Raw genomic sequence first — 25492 nt, forward strand, 5'->3', positions numbered from 1 at the left:
ACTTAACTTATGTATCTTTATCATAAACCCGCATTACTTCTTTGTCAAGTGTGTTTTCGTCATTTTGCTTATTTTTTTTTTAATTTCTTTTTTTCTTTGTTTGTTTTTGCAATCGATTTTTGATGAAAATATTTATATAAATGTATTTTTTCATTTTGTTTGGTATTTTAAAAATATTTTCCGTCTTTTTGCCCATTTGTTTGTTGCTTAACTTTTAATTAACTTTTTTCAGTGACGCGGCTTTCACAAATCCAATCCTGCGGATATCCGGGATAAAGTGCCGCTTTCCCATAAAAGAAAAACCTCCGGATGTTTTTTCGTACATCCGGAAGCTTCTCTGACCGTTCCCTGTTTTTTTGTTTTTTGCTTTTCGTATTTTACTTTTCTATCTTTATCAGCTTTGCATTGACGCTTTCCGTAAAGCCCTCCGGGACCATCGAACCAGCCATTTTCAGGGCATCCTCCAGTGTCACGCTCTTTATCATATCCCACATTCCTTCCCTTCTGGCAAGCTTCATATTGGCCGCCAGCCGGAATGCTTCCGCCGTAATGTCCCACGCTTCCTGTGAATCCGCCAGTTCTTCTATGGTATCCCGGATACTGTATCTGCCCTCCGGAAATTCCATCGGCGCTTTCAGGTCCAGATTTCCCGCCAGCTTAAACCAGTTTGCTACGCCCTCCGCTCTCTCCTTTGCTTCCGGGAGCGCATAAACGGACGGCTCCGCATCCACCTTCTCCAGCGTCATGCTGTCGCTGATTTTTCCTGCCCCGGCTGTCACGATATTAACGCCGTCCGCCAGTGCAACATGAAATACAAAAACCTTATCCGCCGTCTTTTCCTCCACCAGCTTTCCATCAAGGTACAGGGCAACGGAGGGCTGATTGGAATATACGCGGATTTCCGTCGTTTCGCCTGCGCGCTGCGCGTAGCGTCTGCCGCACAGATGGATCATCGGCTTTTTGCTCCAGTATGCCTGGTACACATAGTAGCTGTCTTTTTTCGTCTTCCGGTCTATCGTCATCAGACCTTTGTTGTTTCTCCCGGCAACGCCGCCCTCGTTGCGCGCCGCGCAGCCAAAATCAAACATATTCCATACGTGGCTGGACCAGATATAGGAGCGTTCCTCCAGAACCTTTGCCATGTGCTCATGATAAAGCGCCTGGTATTCCTCGCTGTAATCCCTGCACGCCGGATTTGCTCCGTGATAGGTGATAATCCCCTCGCATCCGTATTCGGAAAGTCCCAGGCAGATTTCCGGATGCATCCTGTGGAAATCATCCAGCCAGGGACCGTTGTCCTCCATTTTTCCGCCGTACCAGCCGAAGTAATGGTTATAGCTCTCCACATCTGTAATCCCGTGCAGGGGACTGTCCACCGGCGTCATGGATACGTGCGCAATCGTTGTCAGCCGCGTCGGGTCAAGCTGTTTGCAGAGCGCATTCAGCTCCCGGTGATTTTCCACCAGCTTCTCCGATATGCCTCCGATAAGAATTTCGTTCGAAATTCCCCAGAAGCAGATGGACGGATGGTTGTAATTCTGTATAATCAGCTCCTTCATCTGGCTGATGCAGTTTTCGTGCGCCGCCGGGTCAGTGTTAAACACGCTGATAAACGGAATCTCCGCCCACACAATAAAGCCAAGCTCGTCGCAGGCGTCGTAAAAATCCTGCGAATGCTGATAGTGCGCCAGCCGGATCGTATTCGCCCCAAGCTCCTTAATCAGGCGGGCATCCTCATAATGCTCCTCCCGGCTGAGCGCATTTCCCTTATACAGCCGGTCCTGATGGCGGCTGACACCACGCAGCGGCGTCTGTCTGCCGTTGATAAAAAAGCCCTTCTCCGGGTCGCAGGAGAAGCTTCTCACACCCGCACGCACCGATATTTCATCAAACGCCTCGTTGCGCCTCTGCAGCGTTGCCGTCACCGTGTAAAGATACGGTCTGTCGATTTCCCATTTTTCGGCGTCGGGAACGTAAACTGTCACCCCGGCATCCGCCGCCGGACGCGCCGCGCCGGCGACCTCGTTTCCTTCGGCATCCCGGATGGAATACAGAACCGTAAAGTTTTCGTCGGCATTTTTTACCCAGGAAGCCAGTCTGAAAACGGCTCCTCCGTCATCGCACGGCTCCGGCGTCACCTGAAGTCCGGGTCCCCCGTAATAATCCAGGTCAAAATACGTATCCGGCACGCTGATCAGATTCACTCCCCGGTACAGGCCGCCGTAAAATGTGAAATCCGCCGACTGCGGATACACGCTGCTCTTTTCCTCATTGCTGCAGGCAATCACCAGAAGATTTTCCTGGCCGTCCCTGCAAAGCCCGGTAATATCCGCGCGGAAGGTGGAATAACCGCCCTCGTGATATACCGCTTCTTTGCCGTTTACGTAAACAGATGCCTGCTGCCCCGCCGCCAGGACCTCCACGTACACCCGCCCGTTTCCAAGCGGCTGCACCGGCGTCTGAAAGTTTCTGGCATACCAGCACCTTCCACGGTAATAGGCGCCATTGCCGTCCTGCCCGTCAACCGCGTTCCAGCAGTGCGGCAGCTCCACCTCCTCCCATTCCTCCGGCAGTGTCTCCGGAAGTCCGGCATCCTCTCTGATAAATCGCCAGCCGTTATTTAAATGAATTATATTCCGCATATACATCCTCCTTTTACATCTCAATTACGTTTCTAGTAAATCAAAAACAGACAGAATTGCCAATCCGCACTGATAATCACGCTGTGCCTCCTGTCCTCTTTTTGATTTTTATATTATACAAAAAAATGAGCGACTTTTTCAAGATATCCGCCAAAAAATGAGCGACTTTTTTAAATTCCCCACAAAAGCCGGATGATCTCTTGTGGACAAAAGCTTGTGGAATGCTTATAATAATTCCATATGTCACAGCCTCTGCGGTGTCCGACCGCTCCGTCTCAGATTATTTACCGCACAGAAGAAAGGAGAAGCTGATATAGAAATGAAAACCGTTTTTTGCATGGTTTAGGACAGACCGCCCGCGACTGGCAGGCTGTCATTTCCAGAACTACGCTGCCGGATGCAGACTGCCCGGAGCTTTTTTCACTTTCAAAAGGAAACATTTCTTATTCCGGTATATTAGCCGGGCTGGAAAAGCGCTACAGAAATGAAAAAGAGTCCTTCCGCATATGCGGTCTTTCTCTGGGTGCGCTGCTTGCGCTGGACTATGCCATACGGCATGGCAGCCAGATATCTTCCCTCGTTTTAATCGGCGTACAGTATAAGGTTCCCACGCTTCTTATTGATTTTCAGAACCTCCTGTTCCGCTGTATGCCGCAGAAGTCGTTCGCGGATATGGGTATGGCGAAACAGGACGTTATCAGCCTGTCCCGCTCCATGCGCTCCCTTGATTTCAGCCGCGGACTGCATAAAATCAAATGCCCGGTAACGCTTCTGTGCGGCGAAAAGGACCATGCCAATCTGAAAGCCTCCAGGCAGCTTGAAAAACTTCTGCCGCAGGCAAAGCTGCACATCATCCCCGGTGCAGGGCACGAGCTCAATCAATGCGCGCCGGATGCCATTGCCGCTGTTCTTGCCGAAGAATAGTCTCAGGGAGGCTCCCACCATCACGGCAGGGAATATCATGAGCACAGGACCAGGCAACGGAACAGGTAAAACCTTCTGAATAATTTAGTAAAATTTTTGATATAAAAAACCGGAACCAGCCCCGGATAACGGGCTCTGATTCCGGTTTTTCTCTGCTATATCATGCAGAAAGATTGTTCTTATACTCTTCCATAACCTTCCGAAAGATTGTTCTTATACTCCTCCATAACCTTCAGGAAGCTTTCCTTCTCTTCCCGGTTTAACTGCATCAGCGGAGCCCTCATGGCGTCCGTGGAAATCACCCCTTCATGGCAGGCGAATGCGGTACATTTTGCCATTTCATCCGGCCACGAATGTGCCAGCCATCTGTACATATCGCGCTGCAGACGGACCACCTTTTCCACATCGCCGTCCCGGTACGCATTATACAGTGCCTTAACCTCTTCCGTAAAAAGGATACATGCACCGGAAATGATTCCGTCACAGCCGATGCTGAAAGCGGAGTGCGCCACCGCAGGACTGGACACCAGCACGGAAAACTTTCCGTCCCGGATCTGCTTAAACCGGCAGATGCGCTCATAGTCGCCAGAGCTGTACTTGATGCCGACGATATTCTCACACTTTTCGGCAAGCTTTGTCACCAGAGGCAGCGACAAATCGTTGCCCGCAAAGTCCGGAATCGCATAGAGATAGATGGGTACGTCCGCAGGCACGGATTTTGCTACTGTCGTATAATAATTTTCCAGCTCCTCGTCCCTCAGTTTAAAATACGTCGGCGTCAGAAGCCCAAGACCATCCACGCCCAACTCCAGCGCGTGCCGCGTCAGCTCCAGCGTATCCCGCAGAATAGTTCCGCCTGTCTGGGCGTACACCAGGGCTTTCCCTTTTGCAGCCTCCCAGACCGTCTCCAGAATACGTTTCCGCTCTTCTTTATCAAAATATGCCACTCCGCCGGTAGTGCCGCATACATAAAGACCGTCACAGCCTCTTTCGATCAGATTCAGAGACAGATTTTTCAAAGAAGCGTAATCTATCTCTCCATTCTCCTTTACCGGTGTAATGATGGGCGCAACGACCCCATAAAGCTTTTTCACTTTTCCTCTCTCCTCACATTCAGGATGTCTCTTTGCGAGCCGCACCTTACGGCAGCTGATTTCCCGCGCTTGTATATATCTGATACCACTCTGCTCTGTCAAGCGTCACTGTGGCGGCAGCCGCCAGCTCCGCAACACGCGAAGGCTTTGTGGTTCCTATCACAGCCTGTTTTACCGCCGGGCATCTCAGTATCCAAGCAATCGCTATTGCTCCCGCAGAGACCCCATACTTTTCGCCCAGCCGTCCAAGCTGTTCATTCAGCCCGGGATATTTACTGCTTCCCAGAAAGCTGCCCTCGAAAAATCCGTACTGAAGAGAGGACCAGCTCTGGATCGCTATCCCCCGCAGCCGGCAGTAGTCCATGACGCTGCCCGTACTCATGGCAGCGCACTCCGACGTCATGTTTACGTTGACCGCCTCATCAATCATCTTTGTATAGGCAGCGCTGAGCTGAAGCTGGTTTACACACAGATGCTTCTTTGTGCAGCGCTGCAGCAGCTCTATCTGCATGGGATTCATATTGCTGACACCAAAATCCAGCACCTTGCCCGACGCCTCCAGCTTCTCAAATGCCTCAGCCACCTCGTCCGTATCCATAAGCACATCCGGTCTATGCAGAATCAGCAGATTCAGGTGATCCGTGTGAAGCCTCTGCAGGATACCGTCCACCGATTTCAGAATGTGCTCTGCGGAAAAATCGTAGAAGCCCTCGCGGATACCGCACTTTGACTGAATAAACATTTTTTCCCGCAGCCCAGACTGCCCCGCCAGCAGCTCACCAAATCTGGTTTCCGACATCCCTCCGCCATAAATATCCGCATGGTCGAAGGTGTTGATCCCCGCCTCCAGCGAAGCCCCGACGAGCGCATCCAGCTCTCCTGCGCTCATATCCGCGATCCGCATACATCCCAGAACCACCTGGGACGCCCTGGTTTCCTGTTCATTGATGTTTATATATTTCATGCCTTTTTACCCGTCCCTTTCTACAGCCTGCAATCCAGCAGAAAACAGGATTCCCCGCCGTTATTTTACCAGTATGTTTTTCCGGAATACTTCCATCAGATACTCCGCGTCCTTTTTTGCAATCTCATGTCCGGCAAAGGGTCCCGACGGGGAACAATATCCTGCGTCTATTCCGTATATTTCCTTCATCAGCAGCTTAATCCCCGGCATATTTCCAATCCGTTCATCTGCGTAAGCTTCCGATACCTCATTCGCCCGGTACTGCAGCTCTCTTGCTTTTGCGTAATCCCCGTTTTCCAGGCAGCGCATCATCTCCTTATAATGATAACAGGTGACTGCCTGAAGAGCGCCGATATTGCCGTCCGCCCCCATCTGCTTCGAGCAGTAAGCCAGCTCGTCCGCTCCTGTCAGGATATTCAGCTCCGGCGCATGTTTTTTAAACCTCTCCAGTATGTAAAAGTTGGTATCGGTAAACTTAATGCCCCAAAACGTTGGAACTGCCTTCATGGCTTCCAGAAATTCCACCGGGGAAATGGGCTTATCTCCCGTCAGCGTCCTGCCGTTGTCCACCCAGTAGATAAAAAAAGGCGTATCCGGAGCCGCCTCTGAAATTCTGCAAAAATAATCAATATTATCCTGCAGAGACGCTTCTCTGGAAATTCCCACCGAAGATACGGCATAAGCGCCGCGCTCTGCCGCGTGAGCCGCAAGCTCGATGGAATCATCAAGATTCTGATTATATCCCACATGGACAAAAATGGGCAGCGTTCCATCTGACGCTTTCAGAACCGCTTCCGTCCACTGCATACGCTTCTCCTTCGACAGATAGGCGCCTTCTCCCGTCCATCCCAGCATATACAGACCATCTGCGCCCTGCTCTTTATAAAAATCAAGCATTGCAGGCGCCAGTTCCGTTTTCACATTTCCATTCTTATCAAGGGGCGTCATCAACGCGGGAAGCACTCCTTTAATCAAACTCATCGTTTTCTCCTCTCTGGCGGAAGCAGCCGCCTCCGCCGGTAAACATATTCTCTTTATTTTTTACTGCTTAACACCCGATACCGCCACGCTCTCCACGATATATTTCTGCAGGAACAGAAATACGATTGTCAGCGGGATGGCGCTCAGTACGGCTACCGCCATTCTCGGTCCGTAGTATACGCTGCTCTGTGTCGAGTTAAACAGCGCAACACCGACGGATATGACCTGTTTCGATGAATCCCTTATGACCACCAGCGGCCAGAGATAGGAATTCCAGTGGGCTATGACCTGCAAAATACTCAGCGTTGCAATTACCGGCTTGGAAAGCGGCAGAATAATGCTGAAAAACACTCTCCACACACCGCCGCCGTCCAGATAAACCGATTCAATCAGAGCATTCGGAATCGTGGCAATGTTCTGTCTCGCAAAAAATACACCGTAAACGTAGGCAAACTGTCCAAGAATCAGCGGCCAGTAAGTATTCAGCAATCCCCAGTCCCGATACTGGATATAAAGCGTAACCATTCTCGACTCAAAGGGAACCATCATCACCGCAAGCATGAAGATATACAAAAATTTCTTTCCCGGAAATTTGCCTTTTGCAAACGCAAAGCCGCAGCACAGGGCAAAGAACACGGATATCACGGTATTCACCACCGTCAGAAAAAGAGTATTCATATAATACCGCGGTAAATCTATCAGCTTTGCCGCCGCCTCGTAGTTAAAGGTCGTAAACTCATGCGGAAGCCACGAGAAAGCCGGAAGCGCCGTGGTCGCCTCACGGTCGAAGGAAAGAACGACTGCCCACCAGAGCGGCGTCAGGATAATTCCCAGGAGTACCAGCAGAACGATAACTATCACAATTTTTCTTATATTTTTTCTGCGCATCCCTCAGCCCTCCTCTTCATCATTCAAAAATCCGGTCATTTTCACATTAATCATGGTAAACACGAACACCAGCAGAAACAGCACTATGGAACCCGCAGAAGACAGCCCGAACTGCGGAACATCAAAGCTGAACTGGTATATATACATCAATATGGTCTGCAGCGTGCCGCTCGGAATGCCGGCTGCGCTGTTCTGTCCCACTATGTAAAGGTCCGTGAAACGGGACAGACCATTGATAACGCCCGTTACAAGCAGAAACGTAAAGCAGTTTCTCATCAGCGGCATTACGATGTACCGGATCGTTTTCCAGGGCGTTGCCCCGTCGACGGTTGCCGCCTCATACAGCTCTCCCGGAATCGACTGAAGACTCGCCAGATTAATCAGCATAGAATAACCCGTGTTGGACCAGCACCACAGTATCGTCGCTCCAATCTTGGAGTATCTGGCATCAGACAGCCATCCGATGGTAACCTCTTTTCCCAGAATCGCCGACAGGAAGGTATTGAGCAGACCGCCGTTTCCCTGCAGCACTACGGAAAACATCAGAATGACGCTGACGCCGGTAATAATATTGGGAAGATAAAATCCAATCCTAAAAAAGCTCTGCAGCTTTCCTTTGCCCAGACTGTTAATCAGCACCGCCAGAAAAAACCCAAGCGGTATCGTCAGAAGTCCCAGGAACGCCAGTACAAATGTATTGACGATGGCTCTTATAAACTGCGACTGCCCGAAAATTGTACGGTAATTCCTGAGCCCGACGAATTTCTCTCCATACCCGACTATCGACACATCATACAGACTGTATTGAATCGTTTTCCCATTGGCAGATATACAAACAGTATCAAAGCGATGACACTGACAATAAGGAAGGGATACCATCTAAGCTGTTTTTTTAATTCCCTCACACTAAGTTTCTTTTTCATCCGTTTTCTCCTTTACTGCATCAAATGTTTATCTGCCAGCCTGCCGGATATTATTTCACAGCCAAAAACTCTTCCACTGTATTCTGCATGGTCTGCGCCGCATCCTCCGCAGATATCGTTCCCTTAACAAGGTCCAGCGTCACGGAACCCAGTGTGGCAGTAACCGGTCCAAAGCTGATGTTGTTGTAGTACGCGGTGGTAGAGTTGCTGAATTCATTCGGCATAGCCTCCAGCGTTCTGCTGATGGCGTCCGCTTTATCGCCCATGATTTCACGCACGGTATCCAGTCCCTCCGGCACATTCGGAATCTGTCCGCAGTCAATCACCCACTGTACCGCCACGGGGTCTGTGGTCATAAATTTGATAAATTCCCACGCCCAGTCTTTGTGTTCGCTTGTTTTGCAGATAGCCATGTTGTTGCAGCCCTTGAAGCTGGAGGGACTTCCTGCGTGCTCTCCCTCTTCAATCACCGGCATGGACATGAAAACGAATTTATCTTCCACTCCGCCTACCTGTGCCTCATTAAAGTGCTTGAAAACATCCTGGCTGTAGCGGATCGCCGTGTCATTGTCCTCCGTGAGCTGATAAGCAATGTTTACACCCTCCCGGACAGCGGGACTGCAGTATTCTCCCAGATCCTTAATCATCTGGAATACCGAAAGAGCCTTATCGCTTGTATAATCAACGGCGCTCTCCTCCACCGTCTTTCCGTAGGTAAATACCTGGGCGTCATATGCGCTGGCTATCATCTGGAACGTAAAGAAGGCATTGTTTGCGCTGTCCATGCTGTCAATCTGGACCCCGTAGGTCTGCTCGCCGGTCACCGGGTCCGTGCCGGTCATCTGCTCTGCCAGAGAGAGCATATCCGACCAGGTCCAGTTTTCATCCGGAAGGTCTACGCCGTAATGCTCAAAGATGTCCTTATCCAGATAGCAGAGCATCGGGCTGAGCGTATACGGAATACCGGTCGTCGTCGGTACCGTCAGGTCGTTGATGTCCGTGGTTCTTCTGGTCTCCGTTGTATAAATGCTGTCCGCATACTCCGGGTCCGCCGCCAGATATTCATCCAGAGGCTCCACCAGAGCCGTCAGCGTAGCGCCGTGCAGAACGACGTCCACCTCACCGCTGAGCACCGCCGCCTGCACTGCTGACTGCCAGCTGTCCCAGGGCGCATTTTCGATTTCCAGTTTTACATTTGGATGAAGCTCTTCCCATCTGTCGATGATCACATTGTATCCCGGAGTCTCCAGACCGGTCACCATATCCAGTGCGCCCGATTCTCCCTGGGAACCCAGAAGTCCAGGACCCATCAGCCGGAGTGTAATCTCCTCATTTTCATCCAGTTCCGCTGCTTCTGCGCTGATATTTCCGTAGCCCGCCAGCAATCCCGCTGCCATTCCTGCACATAAAATACTGCTGATAATCTTCTTTTTCAATTCTTTTTCCTCCCATTTAAAATGATTTGTTGTGTGAAATTATTGATACAGTTACACGATGTTCTTTTCCATTCCCCTTTCTAACAATTACATATTTTTTACATATTTATGTAATTGTTTGTGTAATTTTTCGAATTGTTATAAAGCTCTTTGTTGTGTCAGTTGCTATGTTAATAATATATCTTTCTCTTTCATTTGTCAATTATCACAATTTCACGAAAACATCTGATTGTTTTTGTGAAATTCTTATATGTAATATTACATATTTAAAAGCGACATTCCTGCGGTTTCATATGAAATATTTTCACTTTTCAATACTTTTTCTATTTTCTTTCCGTAAATAATGTGATATAATTACACCATATACATCACATTTGAAGCACGTTATTCTAATTTAAACAGGGAGACCTTCTATGAAAAAGAAAGCTACCATCAAAGATGTCGCTGCAAAAGCGGGCGTATCCGTTGCAACTGTTTCCAGATGGATTCACTCTAATGGATATGTCTCAGAGGCGAATGCCCAAAAGATAGACGAGGCGGTTCATTATCTGGGCTATCAGACAAAGCAGAAAACAGAACCCTCCTGCGATAAAAAGCGCAGAATCATCGCCGTTATCGGAGGCTCTGCCGGCATAGAGCATACTTATCTTCCAAGACTTTCCCATGCTTTATCGATTGCCGCCGGCAAAATGGGATATTATACGATGTACATTGCCAGACAGCCCGACAATGAAAATCTTTCCGACATTATACGGATCGCCCTCTCCGAGCAGGTCTGCGGTATCATTATCTCCGATTTTAAGGACCTGTCTCTTACGCAGTCAAATAAACTCTTTCTTGCAAACTGCGGCGTTCCTGTGGTCATCACCGAGCGCGCCGTGTGCGCCGAGCTGAACGGCGTTTACATCGATACCATGCAGGGTGTTTACATGGCTACAAAATATCTGATAGAAAGCGGCAGAAAAAGGCTGCTGTATCTGACAAAGTCCATAGACGGCAGCGTTGAGAATGACAGACTTGTAGGATTTCAGACTGCAGTGAAGGAATGTCCTGAGCCGGACTTCGGATATGAGATACGTATCTGTGAATCGATGCAGCGGGAAGCCTGCGCCGATGCCCTGGAAAAGATTTATCAGAGCAGCTTTATCCCGGATGGCATCGTCTGCTGGTCCGATGTTTATGCTATCACCACCATGCAGTTTTTGTATAAAAAACAAATCCGGGTTCCGGAGGAGACCGCCGTGGTCGGATACGATGATTTTCTGGCATCCTATTCCACGATTCCGCTTACCTCCGTGCGCTCCCCCTTATCAGAGCTGGCAAGGGAGGCGGTGGGAATCATTGTAAATAATCAGAATTCCGACGGAGAATTTTTCGCCCGGACCATCACCGTAACGCCAAAACTAATCATCCGGGAATCCACCTGATGCTTTTCTGTCCATTACAGACTGCAGGGCAGCACGTTTTATCATGCTGCCCTCTGACCTTTTTACATAACGCTTCGCTTCTTCTCGGTGTTCGGCTTTCGCCATGTTTCACCGGCTACGTCCGGGCAGCATCTCGAAAAAGCTTCGCTTCTTCTCGATGTCCGGCTTTCGCCGGATATAAATCAAAAAGGACAAATCCGCCCGTGAGCAAGCTCACGCAAATTTATCCTTTCCGATTTCTGCCCGGACTCAATGCTCCAGCATGTTTTCGATAAATATTCCATACCCTTTGGTGGGGTCGTTGACGAATACATGTGTTACTGCGCCGACGATCCTTCCGTTTTGCAGGATCGGTGAGCCTGACATTCCCTGCACGATTCCTCCGGTTATTTCCAACAGCTCCTCATCGGTGACGCGGATGACCATGCTTTTGTTGGCGTCGCTGCTGTTGAGGTTGATTTTTTCAATGGAGATGTCGTATTCTTTCACTTCCCCGTCCACAGCGCTGAGAAGCGTTGCCGGACCTTCCTCTACTTCCTGCTTGTAGGCGATGTCGAGGGCGTCACTGCCGGAAAGCTCGCTTATATCCGCCGTGATGCTGCCGAAAATCCCGATGCCGGTGTTTTCCTCGATGGTGCCAAGGATTTCGTCGCCGGAGTAGCGGATGATTCCGGAAAGCTCGCCCGGCACGCCGTTTTCGCCTTTAATGACAGCACGGATATCGGTATTGTAGAGCGTGCCGGACTGCAGGTTGAGCAGTGTGCTGGTGTCAATATCGCTGATGCCGTGACCGAGCGCGCCGAAACTCCCATTTTCATCCAGATAGGTCAGCGTACCGATTCCCTGGGTATCATCGCGGATCCAGATACCGGCTTTGTATTCGGAAAGCCCGGTCTGCACCACAGGCACCTGCAGCTCGGTGCGCTCTCCCTTGCGCAGGACCGTCAGCTTCACCTCCCCGCCGACCGCCTGGTTCATCTGGCTGACCACCTCTTCTTTTTCCGAGACAGGCACATCGTTGACGGCAAGAATATAATCACCGGAATGTACGATTTCGCTGCCTGGCTCACACGTCTGCCCGTTCATATCGCAGACCTCGCCGGTTCCCACAATCAGCACGCCCTCTGTCTTCATGTAGATTCCCACCGGCATTCCGCCCGGAATTAACTGCTGCCGCTCCACTACCTCCACCTGCACATCTTTTACCGGCAAAACGCCAAGCAGACTGCACTCCACAACATAGGAATCGGGCGAGGATATATGAAGATTCTCCTGCGGGATATCAGATGCCTGCCGTCCGGCAGCCTCCTTCACCGTTTCCTGCATCCATTCCGGCAGCGCGTCGCCAAGCACCTTTTCCCGGCTGCTGTCCGAGGGCACCTGCAGATAATCGGGGATTTCCTGCATCAGCAGATACCACTTTAGCAGCGCCATCATTATAAGAAGAGCCAAAAGCGTAAAAAGATACCTGCCCTTCCGCTTTTTTTCCAAAATACTCACATCCTTTCGGATACCAGCATACAAACCTGATCCGCCATTTTGGCATCATAGCTGTCGCAAGCAGCCCGCCGGACCAAACCTATATGCCTGGCAACTACAAAAGGATACCGTAGCGGTATCCTCTTCTAGTATGCGAGTATTCGAAAAAATGTACTCTAGTATTTTTTTGCTGACTCTGCCATTTCCTTCATCTCTCTTGCGCTCTGCAGCGTCAGATCGGTAATCCGGGCGCCGCCGAGAATGCGCGCAAGCTCTTTGATGCTCTCGTCGCGGTTTAATTCGCGGATGGTTGTCTCGGTGGACTGGTTCTGCACCGACTTTTCGATCAGGAAATGGTTGTCCGCCATCGACGCGATCTGCGCCAGATGCGTGATGCACAGCACCTGATGATTTGCGGCAATGACCGCCATTTTTTCTGAAACCTTCTGCGCGGTCCTTCCGCTGATGCCGACGTCGATCTCGTCAAAAATCAGTGAGGGCATGTCGTCCTTCTCCGCCAGCACTGTCTTGATCGCAAGCATGATCCTAGAAAGCTCGCCGCCGGAAGCCACATCGCCAAGCGGACGCAGCGGCGATCCGGGATTCATGGAAATCAAGAAGCACACCTCGTCCATTCCCTCCGCAGAGAGCGTCCCGGTCTGCGAGACCTCCGTCTCAAAATTCGTTTCCAGAAAATTCAGATCGATCAGCTCCGCCTGTATCATCTGCGAAAGCTTTTTCGCATAGCGGCTGCGGATCTCCGACATTTTTTCGGAGTTTTCCCGAAGTCTTTCTTCACTCTGCCTATATTGTTTCTCTAAATTTGCAAGATATGTATCATAATCCGCCAATTTCTGCAAGCGCTGCTCTTTTTCTTCTTTATATGCCAGAATTTCCTCGATCGTATTGCCATATTTTGTCTTTAAACGATTGATCTCATCTAATCGACTCTCCAACTGTGCAAATTCGCCCTCGTCGAAGGTGAGATCGTCCAAATAAGAAGAAAGGCTGCGATTAAAGTCCGAGAGCAGACTCTCAATCTCGCTTAGCTGCCCGGCAAGCTCCTCCACTTCTCTGTCATAACCGCTTACGTAAAGGAGACGGGCAAGCGCGCTTGAAACACTATCTCCGGCATTTCCCGGCCCTTCGCAGGTGAGACGGTAAGCCTCGGCCGCATCCTCGGCAATGCGTCTGGCATTTGCCATTTTGCGATACTGTGCCTCGACCTCTTCATCCTCTCCCGCACGCAGTCCGGCGTTCTCAATTTCCTCCACCTCAAACTGCAGGAAATCCGCTTCTTTTTTGCGCGCCGCCTCATCGAGCACGGAGGATTCCATCTGCTTTTTCAGCGCGGCATACTGTGCGTAAAGCTCCGCGTTTTTTTCTTTATAAGCGCCAAGCTCCTCCCTTGCAAACTCGTCAAGAATGCGCAGATGATTTTTCTTATAGAGCAGCGACTGATGCTCGTGCTGTCCATGAATATCAATCAAAAGTGACGCCAGCTCCCTCACCACGGAAAGCGGCACCGTCTCTCCGTTCACCTTGCTGATGCTGCGCGTGCCGGACAGCCTGCGGCTTAGAATCACCTGGCCATCCTCCACGGACAGCTCCAACGCCTCTATTTTTCTGCGCAGAGCATCATCCTCCACCGAAAACACCAGCTCCACCAGCGCCGTGTCCGCGCCCTCGCGCGCAAAGCCCTTAAAGCTCTGCATTCCAAGCGCCACGTTGATCGAGCCGATCAGGATCGATTTTCCGGCGCCCGTCTCTCCGGTAAGAATATTTAGCCCCTTGCCAAAATCCATCTCAAGCTCGCGGATCAACGCCATATTTTTTACATGTAAATTCAATAACATACAAATACCCGTCTTTTCTCTCCCGGCAGGAAGAAATCTAAACCTCCAGTATTTTGCGGATCTTATCCATCACCAGCAGCGTATCGTCCGCGCTGCGGATCGCGCACATGATCGTGTCGTCCCCGGCAATGCAGCCGGCGATCTCCTGCCAGTGCATCGCATCCAACGCCGCCGCCACCGCCATTGCCATCCCGGAAACCGTGCGCACAACAAGAATATTCTGCGCCATATCCATTGAGAGGAAACCGTCCCGCAGTACACGCAGATATTTTTCATCAAGCGCGCTGCTGTATGTATCCATCACAGCATATTTCTGGCGATTCCCCACAGATATTTTTGTCAGCTTCAGCTCCCGGATATCCCTGGAAACGGTCGCCTGCGTCACGCGAAATCCCGCCTCATTCAGCCGATCCGCCAGCTCCTCCTGCGTGTCGATATCAAAACGATTGATTAGCTCCACTATTTTTGCATGTCTTTCTATCTTCATGTCTTCCTCCGAAATTAAGCCCCGCTCATTTTTCTCCGCAGAATCTCCAGAAAGCTTACCTGGTCGATCTTCACAAACTGAACCGTCCGGTCAGACTTTCTGATCTCAATATAATCTCTGCACTTCATCTCCACACTGGCGTCCCCGTCAAAGGTCGCCTCGGCGCTCTCGTCATTCCCCGCCCGCTCGCCGATCTCGATCTTCACCGTCACGTCGTCCGGCAGGATCACGCTTCTGGCCGTCAGCGTGTGCGGCGCGATCGGTGTGATCAGGATCATGGACGCCGACGGCGAAACGATCGGACCGCCCGCTGAGAGGTTGTAGCCCGTTGAACCGGTCGGCGTGGAAATAATAATGCCGTCCGCGCTGTAGGAATTTAAAAATCTGCCGTTGACAAAAATATGATAATCCATCACGCGCAGCTTTCCGCTCCTCGAAATGACGATGTCGTTCAGCGCCACGTCGGAAATTGCCTGCTTTCCGGAGCGAAACACATTTCCCTCCAGCATCATGCGTTTCTCCAGCAGATATTCGTCCGCCGTCAGCTTCCCAAGCGCCTGCTCCACATCCTCTTTGCCGATCTCTGCGAGATAGCCGAGCGTTCCAAGGTTAATTCCAAACAGCGGGATATTCCGTTTCACCAAATCACGCGAAGCCTGCAGCACCGTGCCGTCGCCGCCGAGCACCAGCACGCAGTCCACATCGCCCGGCACCTGCGCCGGATCGGTATATTTATAGCCGCCCTCCCCGTCCGCGTGCGCCAGATGCTGTATCACACATTCTCCGCCAAGCTGCTCTATCTTATCCTTGATCTTTCCGGCTATCATAAGATCGGGGTCTTTAATCCTGTTTGCAATGATAAAAAACTTCTTCATGCCTCTTTCCCCGTTTTATCGAGCGTATCGTGCGCTCTCTTTACTACATCACCGATAGAGAACGGCAGCTCCCCGTCCGTCTGCGGCAGCCCCTTTTTCAGATGAAGCAGGTATTCGATATTGCCTTCCGGTCCCTTCACCGGCGAAAATTCCAGTTCCAGCGGCGCAAATCCGTTTTCCCGCGCAAAAGCGATCACCTTTTCGATCACTTCCACGTGTACCTTCGGATCGCGCACAACGCCTTTTTTTCCGACCTTTTCCCTGCCTGCCTCAAACTGCGGCTTGATCAGACAGACGATTTCTCCGTCGTCCGTCAGCAGCTCTCTCGCCGGGATCAGCACCTTCGTCAGTGAAATAAACGACACATCGATGGACGCAAACGCCACCGGTTCCCCGATATCCTCCGGCGTAACGTAGCGGATATTCGTCTTTTCCATGCAGACCACGCGCGGATCCTGCCGCAGCTTCCAGTCGAGCTGCCCGTACCCTACGTCCACCGCGTACACCTTCCGGGCGCCGTTTTGCAGCATACAGTCGGTAAAACCGCCAGTGGAAGCGCCGATATCCATACAGACCTTATCCGCCGGCGTGACGGAAAATTTTTCCATTGCCTTCTCCAGCTTCAGCCCGCCGCGGCTCACATATTTCAGTGTGCTGCCCTTTAGAGTGATCTCCACAGTGTCTGCGAACATCGTTCCCGCCTTGTCCTCGCGCTCTCCGTCCACCAGCACGCAGCCTGCCATGATCAGCGCCTTCGCCTTCTCCCTGGAGGGCGCAAGCCCTTTTTGCACTACAAGCACATCCAGTCTTTCTTTCATCTTTTTTGTCCCCTGGTATCATCCAATGTATTCTGCCACAATGCGTTTCACGATCGAATCGGCGTCGATGCCCGCATCTGCCTTTAAGATCTCCACATTGCCATGTTCCACATAATCGTCCGGCAGCGAAATGTTGATGCTTCTCACCTTACCGCCGATCTCGTTTAAATAATCAAGAACAGCCTCGCCAAAGCCGCCGCTCCTGACATTTTCTTCCATCGTCACCAGAAGCTTATGCTCCGCCTGAAGAGTACGTATCATTTTCTCATCGAGCGGCTTCACAAACCGGGCGTTTACAAGCGTACAGCCGTAGCCCATGACGCGCAGCTTTTCACGCACCTCCACCGCCGTCTTTACCATACTTCCGACAGCCAGCAGCGCGATCTCAGATTCATCGTAGATGACCTCGCTTTTCCCGTATTCCATTGGCGCACGAAACCGCTCCAGCCCGTCGTAGGCTTCCCCGCGCGGATAACGCACGGCGATCGGTCCGCCGTAAGCGACCGCAAATTTCATCATATCGGACAGCTCCCATTTATTCTTCGGCGCCATCACACACATATTCGGAATAGATGACAGATATGAGAGGTCAAATATGCCCTGGTGCGTCTCCCCGTCGCTTCCCACCAGACCGGCGCGGTCGATCGCAAACACAACGTGCAGATTCTGGATACAGACGTCATGCAGCACTTGGTCATAGGCGCGCTGCAAAAATGACGAATATACCGCAACCACCGGCTTCAATCCGGCAGCCGCCAGACCAGCCGCAAAGGTAACTGCGTGCTGCTCCGCAATTCCCACGTCGAAAAAGCGTTCCGGAAACATATTGCGGAAACGCTTTAATCCGGTACCGTCCGGCATTGCCGCTGTGATCGCCACCACGTCCGGCTCCCGGTTGCCCATCTTGCACATTACTGTGGAAAAAATGTCCGTATAATTTGCCTTCACACGCTTCTTCTTCGGAAGTCCCGTCTCGATCACAAACGGCTCCGCCCCGTGGAACCGCGCCGGATGGCGCATCGCAGGCTCATAACCCTGCCCTTTCTGCGTACAGACATGCACAATAACCGCGCCCTTCACCTTTTTTGCCTCCCGGAAGGTCTTTGTAAGCAGCTCGATGTTGTGCCCGTCCACCGGGCCTAAGTACGTCAGCCCCATCTCCTCAAAAAGCATTCCCTGTACCACAAACTGCTTCAGACCATTTTTTGTGCGGCGCACCCTTTTTATGATCTCATCGCCGTACACCGGAATCTGTGAGAGCGCATTCTCCACCCCCGCCTTCAGATTGATATAGCCCTCCTTTGTGCGGACCGAATTTAAATATGTCGAAATTCCACCGACATTCTCAGAGATCGACATATTATTATCGTTCAGAACAATGATAAAATTGGTGTCAAGGCGCGACGCGTTGTTCATCGCCTCCCACGCCATACCGCCGGTGAGCGCGCCGTCGCCGATCACCGAGACAACATAGTGATCCTCCCCGCGCAGGTCGCGCGCCATCGCATAGCCCATACCGGCAGAGATCGAGGTCGAGCTGTGCCCGGTATCAAAAGCGTCGCAGGCGCTCTCCTTGCGCTTCGGGAAGCCGCTCATTCCGCCGTATTTGCGCAGCGTCTCAAAGCCCTCCCTGCGCCCGGTGAGCAGCTTGTGCGTGTAGGACTGATGCCCGACGTCCCAGATGATCTTATCCTGCGGAAGCGTAAAGCTTAAATGAAGCGCCATCGTCAGCTCCACCACACCCAGATTCGAGCCGAGGTGTCCGCCGTTTTCACTGATCTTTTCAATCAGGAAAGTGCGTATCTCGTCCGCAAGCTGCGGCAGCTCCTCGCGCTTTAGTTCCTTGATATCATTTTCCTTTTGAATTTTATCCAGAATCATGTTTTCTCCTGTCAGTTCCTGCGGGTAACAAGCGCCCCGATCAGTTCCTCCAAAAAATCATTTTTCTGCGGCAGAGACGCAAGCGTGCGAATCGCGCGCTCTGAGATCGCGGCAACGTCCGTCTTTGCTTTTTCAAGCCCCTGCACGGTGATATACGTCGTTTTGTGGTTGCGCTCATCGCTGCCGGTCGGCTTTCCAAGCTCCTGGTTTGTACTGATCACATCCAGAATATCGTCCTGGATCTGGAACGCGAGCCCGACGTCCGCCGCCACCCGCGCAATCGTCTCTATCTCTTCTTTTGACGCTCCTGCAAGGATCGCTCCGATCATCATGGCCCCCTCGATCAGCGCGCCCGTCTTTAAACGGTAGATAAAGTCAAGCTTTTCCCTGGAGAGCGGCTCACCGACCGCCTGCACGTCCACCGCCTGTCCGCCGAGCATTCCGTAAATCCCTGTTTTTCCGGCAAGAATTGCCATCGCCTCGCCGATATGCGGATTTTCCGGCTCCAGTACAAACGCGCGGCACGCCGTCTCATAGGCATAATTTAAAAGCCCGTCCCCGGCAAGGATCGCCATCGCCTCGCCGTAAACGATGTGCGTGGTTTTCTTTCCGCGACGATACTCGTCGTTGTCCATTGCCGGAAGGTCGTCATGCACGAGGGAGTGCGTGTGAATCATCTCCATCGCAGCCATAAACGGTTCGACCGCTTTCCCGTTTCCGCCGAACAGCCGGTAGGTTTCCTGCATCAGAAGCGGACGGAGCCTTTTTCCTCCTGCCGTCATGCTGTAATTCATCGCTTCCAGAAGGGTTTTCTGAAAGCCCTCCTCCGCCGGAAGGTATGTGTAAATTATCTTCTGCACCGCTTCACTGCGTCTTGAAAGTTCTTCGCTAAAAGTCACTTAATTCACCCTCTTCATTTATGAGCTGCATCTTTTTTTCTACAAGATCGATCTTTTCGTTGCACTTTTTCAGCAGCTCCATCCCTCGCTGATAGTTCTGAAAGGATTCCTCCAGCGTGATATCGCGGCTCTCCAGCGCCGCCAGTATCCCGTCCAGCTTCTCAAAGGCTTCCTCCAGCGTCATTTCCTGCTTTTCCTCAGCCATCTGTCCTCTCCTCCTGCCGCGCTTCGTTTCCTTCGCTTTCCGTATCCGCCACACGCGCGTGGATGCAGCCGTCCGCCACATAGAGCGTCAGCATATCCTCCGGCTTCACCTGCTTCGTGCTCGTGACCGTCTTTCCCTGCGCATCCGCCACATAGGCGTAGCCCTGTTTTAATTTATCCAGCGGCGACAGCCCCCGGAAGCGCTCTATATAAATCAGCATCTGATGCCGCTTGCTTTCCAGCACATTCGTCATCCGGTACTGCAGTTTTTCTTCTTTTTCTATCAAAAGCTGGCGTTGCTCGCGTATCTGGTTCTGCGGGCTTAAAAACTGAAGCTTTCCGGAGATCTCTGAAAGCCGCGTCCGCTTATCCAGCAGCCGGTCCGTCATGCGGCGCGCAAGCTGCTGCTGATACTGCTCCATCTGCGCCAGGATCCCGCTGACATCCGCCACCGCCAGCTCCGCAGCCGCCGAGGGCGTCGGCGCGCGCAGATCCGCCACGTAGTCTGCGATCGTAAAATCTGTCTCATGTCCCACCGCGGAGATCACCGGCGTACTGCAGCGGAAAATGGCATATGCCACGCTTTCCTCGTTAAATGCCCAGAGATCTTCAATGGAGCCGCCGCCCCTGCCGACAATGATCACGTCGACGCCGCAGGCATCCAGCGTCTCGATGCCCCTGATAATACTTGGCGCGGCATCCTTTCCCTGCACCAGAGCCGGGTACAAAATAAGCTGCACTCCCGGATTCCGCCGGTGAGCAATGTTCTGGATATCGCGGATCGCTGCCCCGGTCGGCGCCGTCACGATTCCGATTTTTCTGGAAAATGCCGGAATCGGACGCTTATACTCCGGCGCAAACATGCCCATCTCCGCAAGCTCGCGCTTTAATGCCTCAAATTTTTCATACAAAAGACCGGCCCCGTCCAGAATGATTTCTTCTGCGTAGAGCTGGTATTTTCCATCGCGCTCATACACGCTGATGCTGCCGAGCGCGATCACACTCTGCCCGTCCTGCATCCGGAACGACAGCCCGCTGCGGCTGCCGGCAAACATGACGCACACCATGCTGCCCGTCTCATCCTTCAGCGAAAAATAAATATGCCCGGAGGTATGATATTTGCAGTTGGAGACCTCGCCTTTTACGTAAATCCGTTTCAGCATAAAATCCTGCTGAAACATATTTTTGATATATCGGTTTACCTGTCCTACCGAATAGACGTTTTTCATTCCTTCGCTACTTTCCCAAGCACGCCGTTTACAAAGGACGGAGAATCATCCCCACCGAATTTCTTCGCAAGCTCCACCGCCTCGTTGATCGCAACACCCACCGGGATGTCGTCATCCTCCAGCACCTCATACGCTGCAAGGCGCAGGATCGCAAGATCCACTTTATTCATCCTGCCAAGCTTCCAGCCCTGTGATTCCGCCGCAAGGCGCTCGTCGAGCTGCGGCAGCTTTTCTTCTATTTTGCGGAATTTTTCGATAATATATTCGGCCTCTTTCTCCGTGGGAGCCGCTTCCTCCACCTCATCCATGTAAAGCTCCGCCTGTTCGCTGATCTCTTCCTTCTGGTAGAATTCCCTCAAAAAAAGCAATTTGAAAATATGCTCCCGAATCTCTCTCCTGCTCATAAAAATCTCCTGTCGTAAAGTCTCGTAAAATTACCTACAGGACCTGCCACCGGCAGCTCCTTTCGGATGCATGGCAACTCATAGAAAAAAAGAATGTGCTGCTCCGGCACATTCTTCTTTTTGCTTATTTGCCGCTTTCCATCATTACATTTGCAATCTGGATATTGATATTCTCCACGGTAAGCCCTGTCATATTTTCTATAGCGCTCTTCACCTTCTCCTGCACCTTCTGACAGGTCTTCGGAACGCTGTAGCCGTAGTCAAGATTCAAGGTGAGATCCACATTGATGATGCCGTTGTCCACCGTGACCTTCACGCCTCTGGAAAGGCTCTTGATACCCATCCTGCTCACCATCTCGTTTGTGATATTTCCTGCCATGCTCGCCACGCCCTTCGTCTCGGTGGCAGCCAGCCCTGCAATAATTGTAATGACTTCGTTCGAAATCTGAACTCTGCCTGTTCCTTCATTATCCATAATGGTATAATTGCTGTTCTGACGCTCTTCCTTTCCCATAACGATTACCTCCTTCAATGACATATCCTGTCATTTGCTCTTTTCAGTATACCAAAAATATGGAGGTTTGTAAACTGTTTCTTCAAGCAAAGCCTGCCGGCAGGATTTGTTAAGGATTTGTTATCGTCCAAATTCCGCGAGCACAAGCCCCGGGTTGCGCTCTTCGGTCATGCGGATGCTCCAGGAGTTTACCCAGATGAGCAGCGGTCTGCCCTTGAGGTCCTGGATCTTCTTCATGTCGGAGGTACCGGTCAGCTTGTTCATGTCGATATCCTCATTCTCGATCCAGCGGATGTATTCGTAAGGCAGATCCTCCATGCGGATTTCCACATTGTATTCGTTTTCGAGACGGTATTTCAGCACCTCGAACTGCAGAACGCCGACTACGCCGACGATGATCTCCTCCATGCCGGTGTTAAATTCCTGAAAGATCTGGATGGCGCCCTCCTGCGCGATCTGCGTAATACCCTTAACAAACTGCTTGCGCTTCATGGTATCGACCTGGCGCACGCGCGCAAAATGCTCCGGAGCGAAGGTCGGAATGCCCTCGTAGGCAAATTTTTTGCCCGGCATACAGATGGTATCGCCGATGGAATAGATACCCGGATCAAATACACCGATAATATCCCCCGCATATGCCTCATCCACCACATGACGCTCCTGCGCCATCATCTGCTGCGGCTGTGAGAGGCGCTGCTTCTTGTCGCCCTGCACATGGTAAACCTCCATGCCGGCGTCAAATTTCCCGGAGCAGATGCGCATAAAGGCAATACGGTCGCGGTGCGCTTTGTTCATGTTCGCCTGGATCTTAAAGACAAACGCTGAAAACTCCTCCTTCATCGGATCGATCAGCCCGATATCCGCCTTGCGCGGAAGCGGGGAGGTCGTCATCTGCAGGAAATGCTTCAGAAAAATTTCCACGCCAAAGTTGGTGAGCGCCGAACCAAAGAATACCGGAGAGAGCTTTCCCGCACTCACGAGCTCCTGATCAAATTCCGCGCTGGCACCGTCCAGCAGCTCGATTTCCTCCAGAAGCTGCTCCATATTTTCCGCTCCGACAAACTCCTCCAGCTCCGGGGAATCGATCGGAATCTCGCGGCTTTCCCCCTCTTTCGTACCTTTTTGTGTATCGGAAAACGTCGTCACCTTTTTGCTGCCGCGCTCATACACGCCTTTAAAATTTTTCCCGGAACCGATCGGCCAGTTGATCGGGCAGGTGGCAATGCCAAGCTCTTTTTCGATATCGTCAAGCAATTCAAACGTATCGTTCGCATCGCGGTCCATCTTGTTGATAAAGGTAAAGATCGGAATATGACGCATCACACAGACCTTAAACAACTTTCTCGTCTGCGCCTCCACGCCCTTCGAAGCGTCGATCACCATCACCGCAGAATCCGCCGCCATCAGCGTGCGGTAAGTATCCTCCGAGAAGTCCTGGTGCCCCGGCGTGTCCAGAATATTGATGCAGTAGCCGCCGTAATTAAACTGCAGCACCGAAGAGGTGACGGAAATACCTCTCTCCTTCTCTATTTCCATCCAGTCGGAAACGGCATGGCGCGCCGTTGCCTTTCCCTTTACCGAACCGGCAAGATTGATCGCGCCGCCGTAGAGCAGAAACTTCTCCGTCAGCGTTGTCTTTCCGGCGTCCGGGTGGGATATGATCGCAAATGTGCGCCGCTTTTTTATCTCATCTGTAATATTACTCACTGTAATTCCTCCAAAATATGTTTTAACGTTCAGTTGTCCCTTGACCCATCCATATTAGCAGATGCCGGAATCGCTGTCAACGAGGCTTGTAAAAAAAGGAACAGGGAAAGCCCACTGCACGGCCTGCAATGGGCTTTCGTCCTATTCCCCGCTCACCGGGGTGATGACTATGTTCTCGCCGGAGATCTCTGTTTTCCGTTTTACGATATCCTCGATCTGCGCGCGCTGGGCGTCGGTGATCTCCGCCATATTAATGACCACATCGACACTGCCGTCGGTGATGCTCACGACGCTTCCCTCAAAGCCCTTGGCGTCAAGCAGAAGCTCCGCCGCCGCTTCCCGCTCTGCATTCTCCGTCAGCGAGGTGATGCTGTCGATCGCATTCTGCTTCTGCTCCTGGGTGATGCTTTCGTTATTAATAACCTCCAGCAGCGTCTCCTTATTCTGCGCGCGAAGCTGCTCCCGCGTGAGCTTCGCCTCCGCCGCCACTGCGGAACCCGTAAGGCTGGTCAGAACCGCCTCGCCCGGCGTATCCGTCACCTCCGACGACGTGGCGTCCGCCGTGCTGACGCCGTTCTCCATAAGCACCTGCTCCTCCGACACCGCGCTCTGCACCACCGCTTCCTCCAGCTTCGTCCCCGAGTAGTTTAAGTAACCCGCCACCGCGATCATAATAGCAAGCGCCGTTATGATGATCTGGTTCTTTTTCATGATCTGTTTCACCTTATCCTCTCCTTTCAATTCATCTTCATTACTTTGATTTTATGCGCCTCCAGCCCGAATAATGCCATCACTGCGTCAGTTATGTCCTTTTTCACCACCGCGCTGTCCGCGCCCTGCGCGAGCACCAGCACTCCGGCGATCTGCGGGGTCAGCTCCTTTGTGACGTAAGGCGTCTCGCTCCCGCCGCTGCTTTTTCCGTAAACCGTTTCCGGGCGCGCTTCCTCCTCCAGCGTGCTGCGCGCCGTCCCGTCGCCGTCCTCCTGCGTCGTGCGGCTGACGGAGGCGGTATCCTTCTCCACGATCTTTTCCCCCGAATCCTGCCAGTGGATCATCACACTCACCTTTCCGGCGCCGTCAAGCTTTGAGAGAATGTCCTCCAGACGCCGTTCCATCTCATAGACCGACTCCTGCGTCCCGCCCTCCGCCTCGGTCTCTGCCTGCGCCTCCTCCTCTGCGCCGTTTTCCACCGGCAGCGAAATGACGATCAGCAGCACACCGGCAAGCAAAAGGACGATCCATTGATCCCGCCGCACATTTTTCAGTTTTTCCAGCAAATGATATTTTTTATTCATCCCTGCTCCTTTACCGACACCGTAACAGCCTCTCGCTCCACTCCATAAACTGCGGAAATCTCCGTCCGCAGCTTCCCGATCTCCTCCTGCTGCCGCTCCTTCGCCGCCTGCGCGCCCTCTGTATCGCCCGGAGCGCTTTTTGCAGAAGCAAGCAAAACAGAAACCCCGGTAAGCAGTGCCGCGCTCTCCTGCTGCTCCTCGAGCCGGAGTGTCACCGAGAGTGGCTGCTGCCCGTATGCCTTCACGATCTCCTCGATCTGCCGCTTCAATTCTTTTTCATAGGCCTCGGAAATTTTCTCGTTCTGCAGCCCGGAAAGCGCCTCCTGCGAAACGGTAAGCTCGCGCGCCTCCTCTGCGGCGAACGCCTGCCGCAGTTCTTCCCCAAAGGTCTCCCCCAAAGAAAATATTTCCGCAAGCGGCGAGATTACCAGCATCAGCACGAGCAGACCGCCAAAGAAACGGATATACCGGCGATAATCCTCATTTCGCACCAGGTGACAGAACAACTCCAGCAGACAGAGACAGCAAATAAAATTTCTTGCCCAGCGATAAACAATCTCCATAA

24 protein-coding genes are annotated in these 25492 nt (G+C 51.9%); 2 read left to right on the forward strand and 22 right to left on the reverse strand.

Annotation, left to right across the window (positions count from 1 at the left end):
- Positions 1-377 precede the first annotated feature (377 nt).
- On the reverse strand, positions 378-2642 hold the full coding sequence (locus tag ACLU9Q_RS18190; RefSeq protein ID WP_412625774.1) for a glycoside hydrolase family 2 protein: 2265 nt from the start codon (positions 2640-2642) through the stop codon (positions 378-380).
- Between the two features lie 333 nt (positions 2643-2975).
- On the opposite strand from ACLU9Q_RS18190, the gene ACLU9Q_RS18195 reads away from it, so the two are divergent.
- Positions 2976-3566, forward strand: coding sequence for an alpha/beta fold hydrolase (locus ACLU9Q_RS18195; RefSeq protein ID WP_412625775.1), 591 nt, complete (start codon positions 2976-2978; stop codon positions 3564-3566).
- 179 nt (positions 3567-3745) lie between these two features.
- On the opposite strand, the gene ACLU9Q_RS18200 is transcribed toward ACLU9Q_RS18195, so the two are convergent.
- The 6 genes from ACLU9Q_RS18200 to ACLU9Q_RS18225 all read right to left on the reverse strand — a co-directional run bounded on the left by ACLU9Q_RS18200 (position 3746) and on the right by ACLU9Q_RS18225 (position 9852).
- Complete coding sequence (locus ACLU9Q_RS18200; protein ID WP_412625776.1) at positions 3746-4660, reverse strand: dihydrodipicolinate synthase family protein; 915 nt, start codon at positions 4658-4660, stop codon at positions 3746-3748.
- 46 nt (positions 4661-4706) lie between these two features.
- Positions 4707-5624 (reverse strand): aldo/keto reductase, encoded by a 918-nt coding sequence (locus tag ACLU9Q_RS18205; protein WP_412625778.1) that lies wholly within the window; start codon positions 5622-5624, stop codon positions 4707-4709.
- 60 nt (positions 5625-5684) lie between these two features.
- Positions 5685-6605 (reverse strand): dihydrodipicolinate synthase family protein, encoded by a 921-nt coding sequence (locus ACLU9Q_RS18210; RefSeq protein ID WP_412625780.1) that lies wholly within the window; start codon positions 6603-6605, stop codon positions 5685-5687.
- A gap of 60 nt (positions 6606-6665) precedes the next feature.
- The gene (locus ACLU9Q_RS18215; RefSeq protein ID WP_412625782.1) at positions 6666-7493 is read right to left on the reverse strand and encodes a carbohydrate ABC transporter permease; all 828 of its coding nucleotides are present in this window, start codon (positions 7491-7493) and stop codon (positions 6666-6668) included.
- A gap of 3 nt (positions 7494-7496) precedes the next feature.
- A complete protein-coding gene (locus tag ACLU9Q_RS18220) occupies positions 7497-8282 on the reverse strand; it encodes a carbohydrate ABC transporter permease (protein WP_412625784.1) in 786 nt (261 codons plus the stop codon).
- 184 nt (positions 8283-8466) lie between these two features.
- Positions 8467-9852 (reverse strand): ABC transporter substrate-binding protein, encoded by a 1386-nt coding sequence (locus ACLU9Q_RS18225; protein WP_412625786.1) that lies wholly within the window; start codon positions 9850-9852, stop codon positions 8467-8469.
- A 413-nt stretch (positions 9853-10265) separates the two neighbouring features.
- Between ACLU9Q_RS18225 and ACLU9Q_RS18230 the strand changes: the two genes are divergently transcribed.
- The gene (locus tag ACLU9Q_RS18230; protein ID WP_296834663.1) at positions 10266-11279 is read left to right on the forward strand and encodes a LacI family DNA-binding transcriptional regulator; all 1014 of its coding nucleotides are present in this window, start codon (positions 10266-10268) and stop codon (positions 11277-11279) included.
- Between the two features lie 249 nt (positions 11280-11528).
- Here ACLU9Q_RS18230 and spoIVB read toward each other — a convergent pair whose 3' ends face one another.
- The 15 genes from spoIVB to ACLU9Q_RS18305 all read right to left on the reverse strand — a co-directional run bounded on the left by spoIVB (position 11529) and on the right by ACLU9Q_RS18305 (position 25490).
- Positions 11529-12779 (reverse strand): SpoIVB peptidase, encoded by a 1251-nt coding sequence (spoIVB, locus tag ACLU9Q_RS18235; RefSeq protein ID WP_412625810.1) that lies wholly within the window; start codon positions 12777-12779, stop codon positions 11529-11531.
- A gap of 155 nt (positions 12780-12934) precedes the next feature.
- Positions 12935-14614, reverse strand: a complete 1680-nt coding sequence (gene recN / locus ACLU9Q_RS18240; protein ID WP_412625788.1) for a DNA repair protein RecN — start codon at positions 14612-14614, stop codon at positions 12935-12937.
- Between the two features lie 37 nt (positions 14615-14651).
- Entirely contained in the window at positions 14652-15101 is a 450-nt protein-coding gene (locus ACLU9Q_RS18245; protein ID WP_296834668.1) for an arginine repressor, read from the reverse strand.
- Between the two features lie 14 nt (positions 15102-15115).
- The gene (locus ACLU9Q_RS18250; RefSeq protein ID WP_296834670.1) at positions 15116-15976 is read right to left on the reverse strand and encodes an NAD(+)/NADH kinase; all 861 of its coding nucleotides are present in this window, start codon (positions 15974-15976) and stop codon (positions 15116-15118) included.
- Positions 15973-16794 (reverse strand): TlyA family RNA methyltransferase, encoded by an 822-nt coding sequence (locus ACLU9Q_RS18255; protein ID WP_296834673.1) that lies wholly within the window; start codon positions 16792-16794, stop codon positions 15973-15975. Before ACLU9Q_RS18255 ends, ACLU9Q_RS18250 begins: the two co-directional genes overlap by 4 nt.
- Before the next feature lie 18 nt (positions 16795-16812).
- Positions 16813-18675 (reverse strand): 1-deoxy-D-xylulose-5-phosphate synthase, encoded by a 1863-nt coding sequence (gene dxs, locus ACLU9Q_RS18260; protein WP_412625791.1) that lies wholly within the window; start codon positions 18673-18675, stop codon positions 16813-16815.
- Positions 18676-18686: 11 nt separating this feature from the next.
- Entirely contained in the window at positions 18687-19574 is an 888-nt protein-coding gene (locus ACLU9Q_RS18265; RefSeq protein WP_412625793.1) for a polyprenyl synthetase family protein, read from the reverse strand.
- Positions 19564-19779 (reverse strand): exodeoxyribonuclease VII small subunit, encoded by a 216-nt coding sequence (xseB, locus tag ACLU9Q_RS18270; protein ID WP_296834678.1) that lies wholly within the window; start codon positions 19777-19779, stop codon positions 19564-19566. The genes ACLU9Q_RS18265 and xseB overlap by 11 nt, the downstream gene beginning before the upstream one ends.
- On the reverse strand, positions 19772-21007 hold the full coding sequence (xseA, locus tag ACLU9Q_RS18275; protein ID WP_412625796.1) for an exodeoxyribonuclease VII large subunit: 1236 nt from the start codon (positions 21005-21007) through the stop codon (positions 19772-19774). The genes xseB and xseA overlap by 8 nt, the downstream gene beginning before the upstream one ends.
- On the reverse strand, positions 21004-21411 hold the full coding sequence (gene nusB, locus ACLU9Q_RS18280; protein WP_296907257.1) for a transcription antitermination factor NusB: 408 nt from the start codon (positions 21409-21411) through the stop codon (positions 21004-21006). The genes xseA and nusB overlap by 4 nt, the downstream gene beginning before the upstream one ends.
- Positions 21412-21535: 124 nt before the next feature.
- Positions 21536-21925 carry an Asp23/Gls24 family envelope stress response protein gene (locus tag ACLU9Q_RS18285; protein WP_330592648.1) on the reverse strand — a complete coding sequence of 130 codons (390 nt, stop codon included), beginning with the start codon at positions 21923-21925 and terminating at the stop codon, positions 21536-21538.
- 120 nt (positions 21926-22045) lie between these two features.
- A complete protein-coding gene (locus tag ACLU9Q_RS18290; protein ID WP_296907265.1) occupies positions 22046-23632 on the reverse strand; it encodes a peptide chain release factor 3 in 1587 nt (528 codons plus the stop codon).
- A 141-nt stretch (positions 23633-23773) separates the two neighbouring features.
- On the reverse strand, positions 23774-24355 hold the full coding sequence (locus ACLU9Q_RS18295) for a SpoIIIAH-like family protein (RefSeq protein WP_296907268.1): 582 nt from the start codon (positions 24353-24355) through the stop codon (positions 23774-23776).
- A 14-nt stretch (positions 24356-24369) separates the two neighbouring features.
- Positions 24370-24927, reverse strand: coding sequence for a stage III sporulation protein AG (locus tag ACLU9Q_RS18300; RefSeq protein ID WP_296907277.1), 558 nt, complete (start codon positions 24925-24927; stop codon positions 24370-24372).
- Positions 24924-25490 (reverse strand): stage III sporulation protein AF, encoded by a 567-nt coding sequence (locus tag ACLU9Q_RS18305; RefSeq protein ID WP_296841293.1) that lies wholly within the window; start codon positions 25488-25490, stop codon positions 24924-24926. The genes ACLU9Q_RS18300 and ACLU9Q_RS18305 overlap by 4 nt, the downstream gene beginning before the upstream one ends.
- Between the last annotated feature and the right edge of the window lie 2 nt (positions 25491-25492).

This window comes from Marvinbryantia sp. (assembly GCF_047017445.1).
GTDB lineage: Bacteria > Bacillota > Clostridia > Lachnospirales > Lachnospiraceae > Marvinbryantia.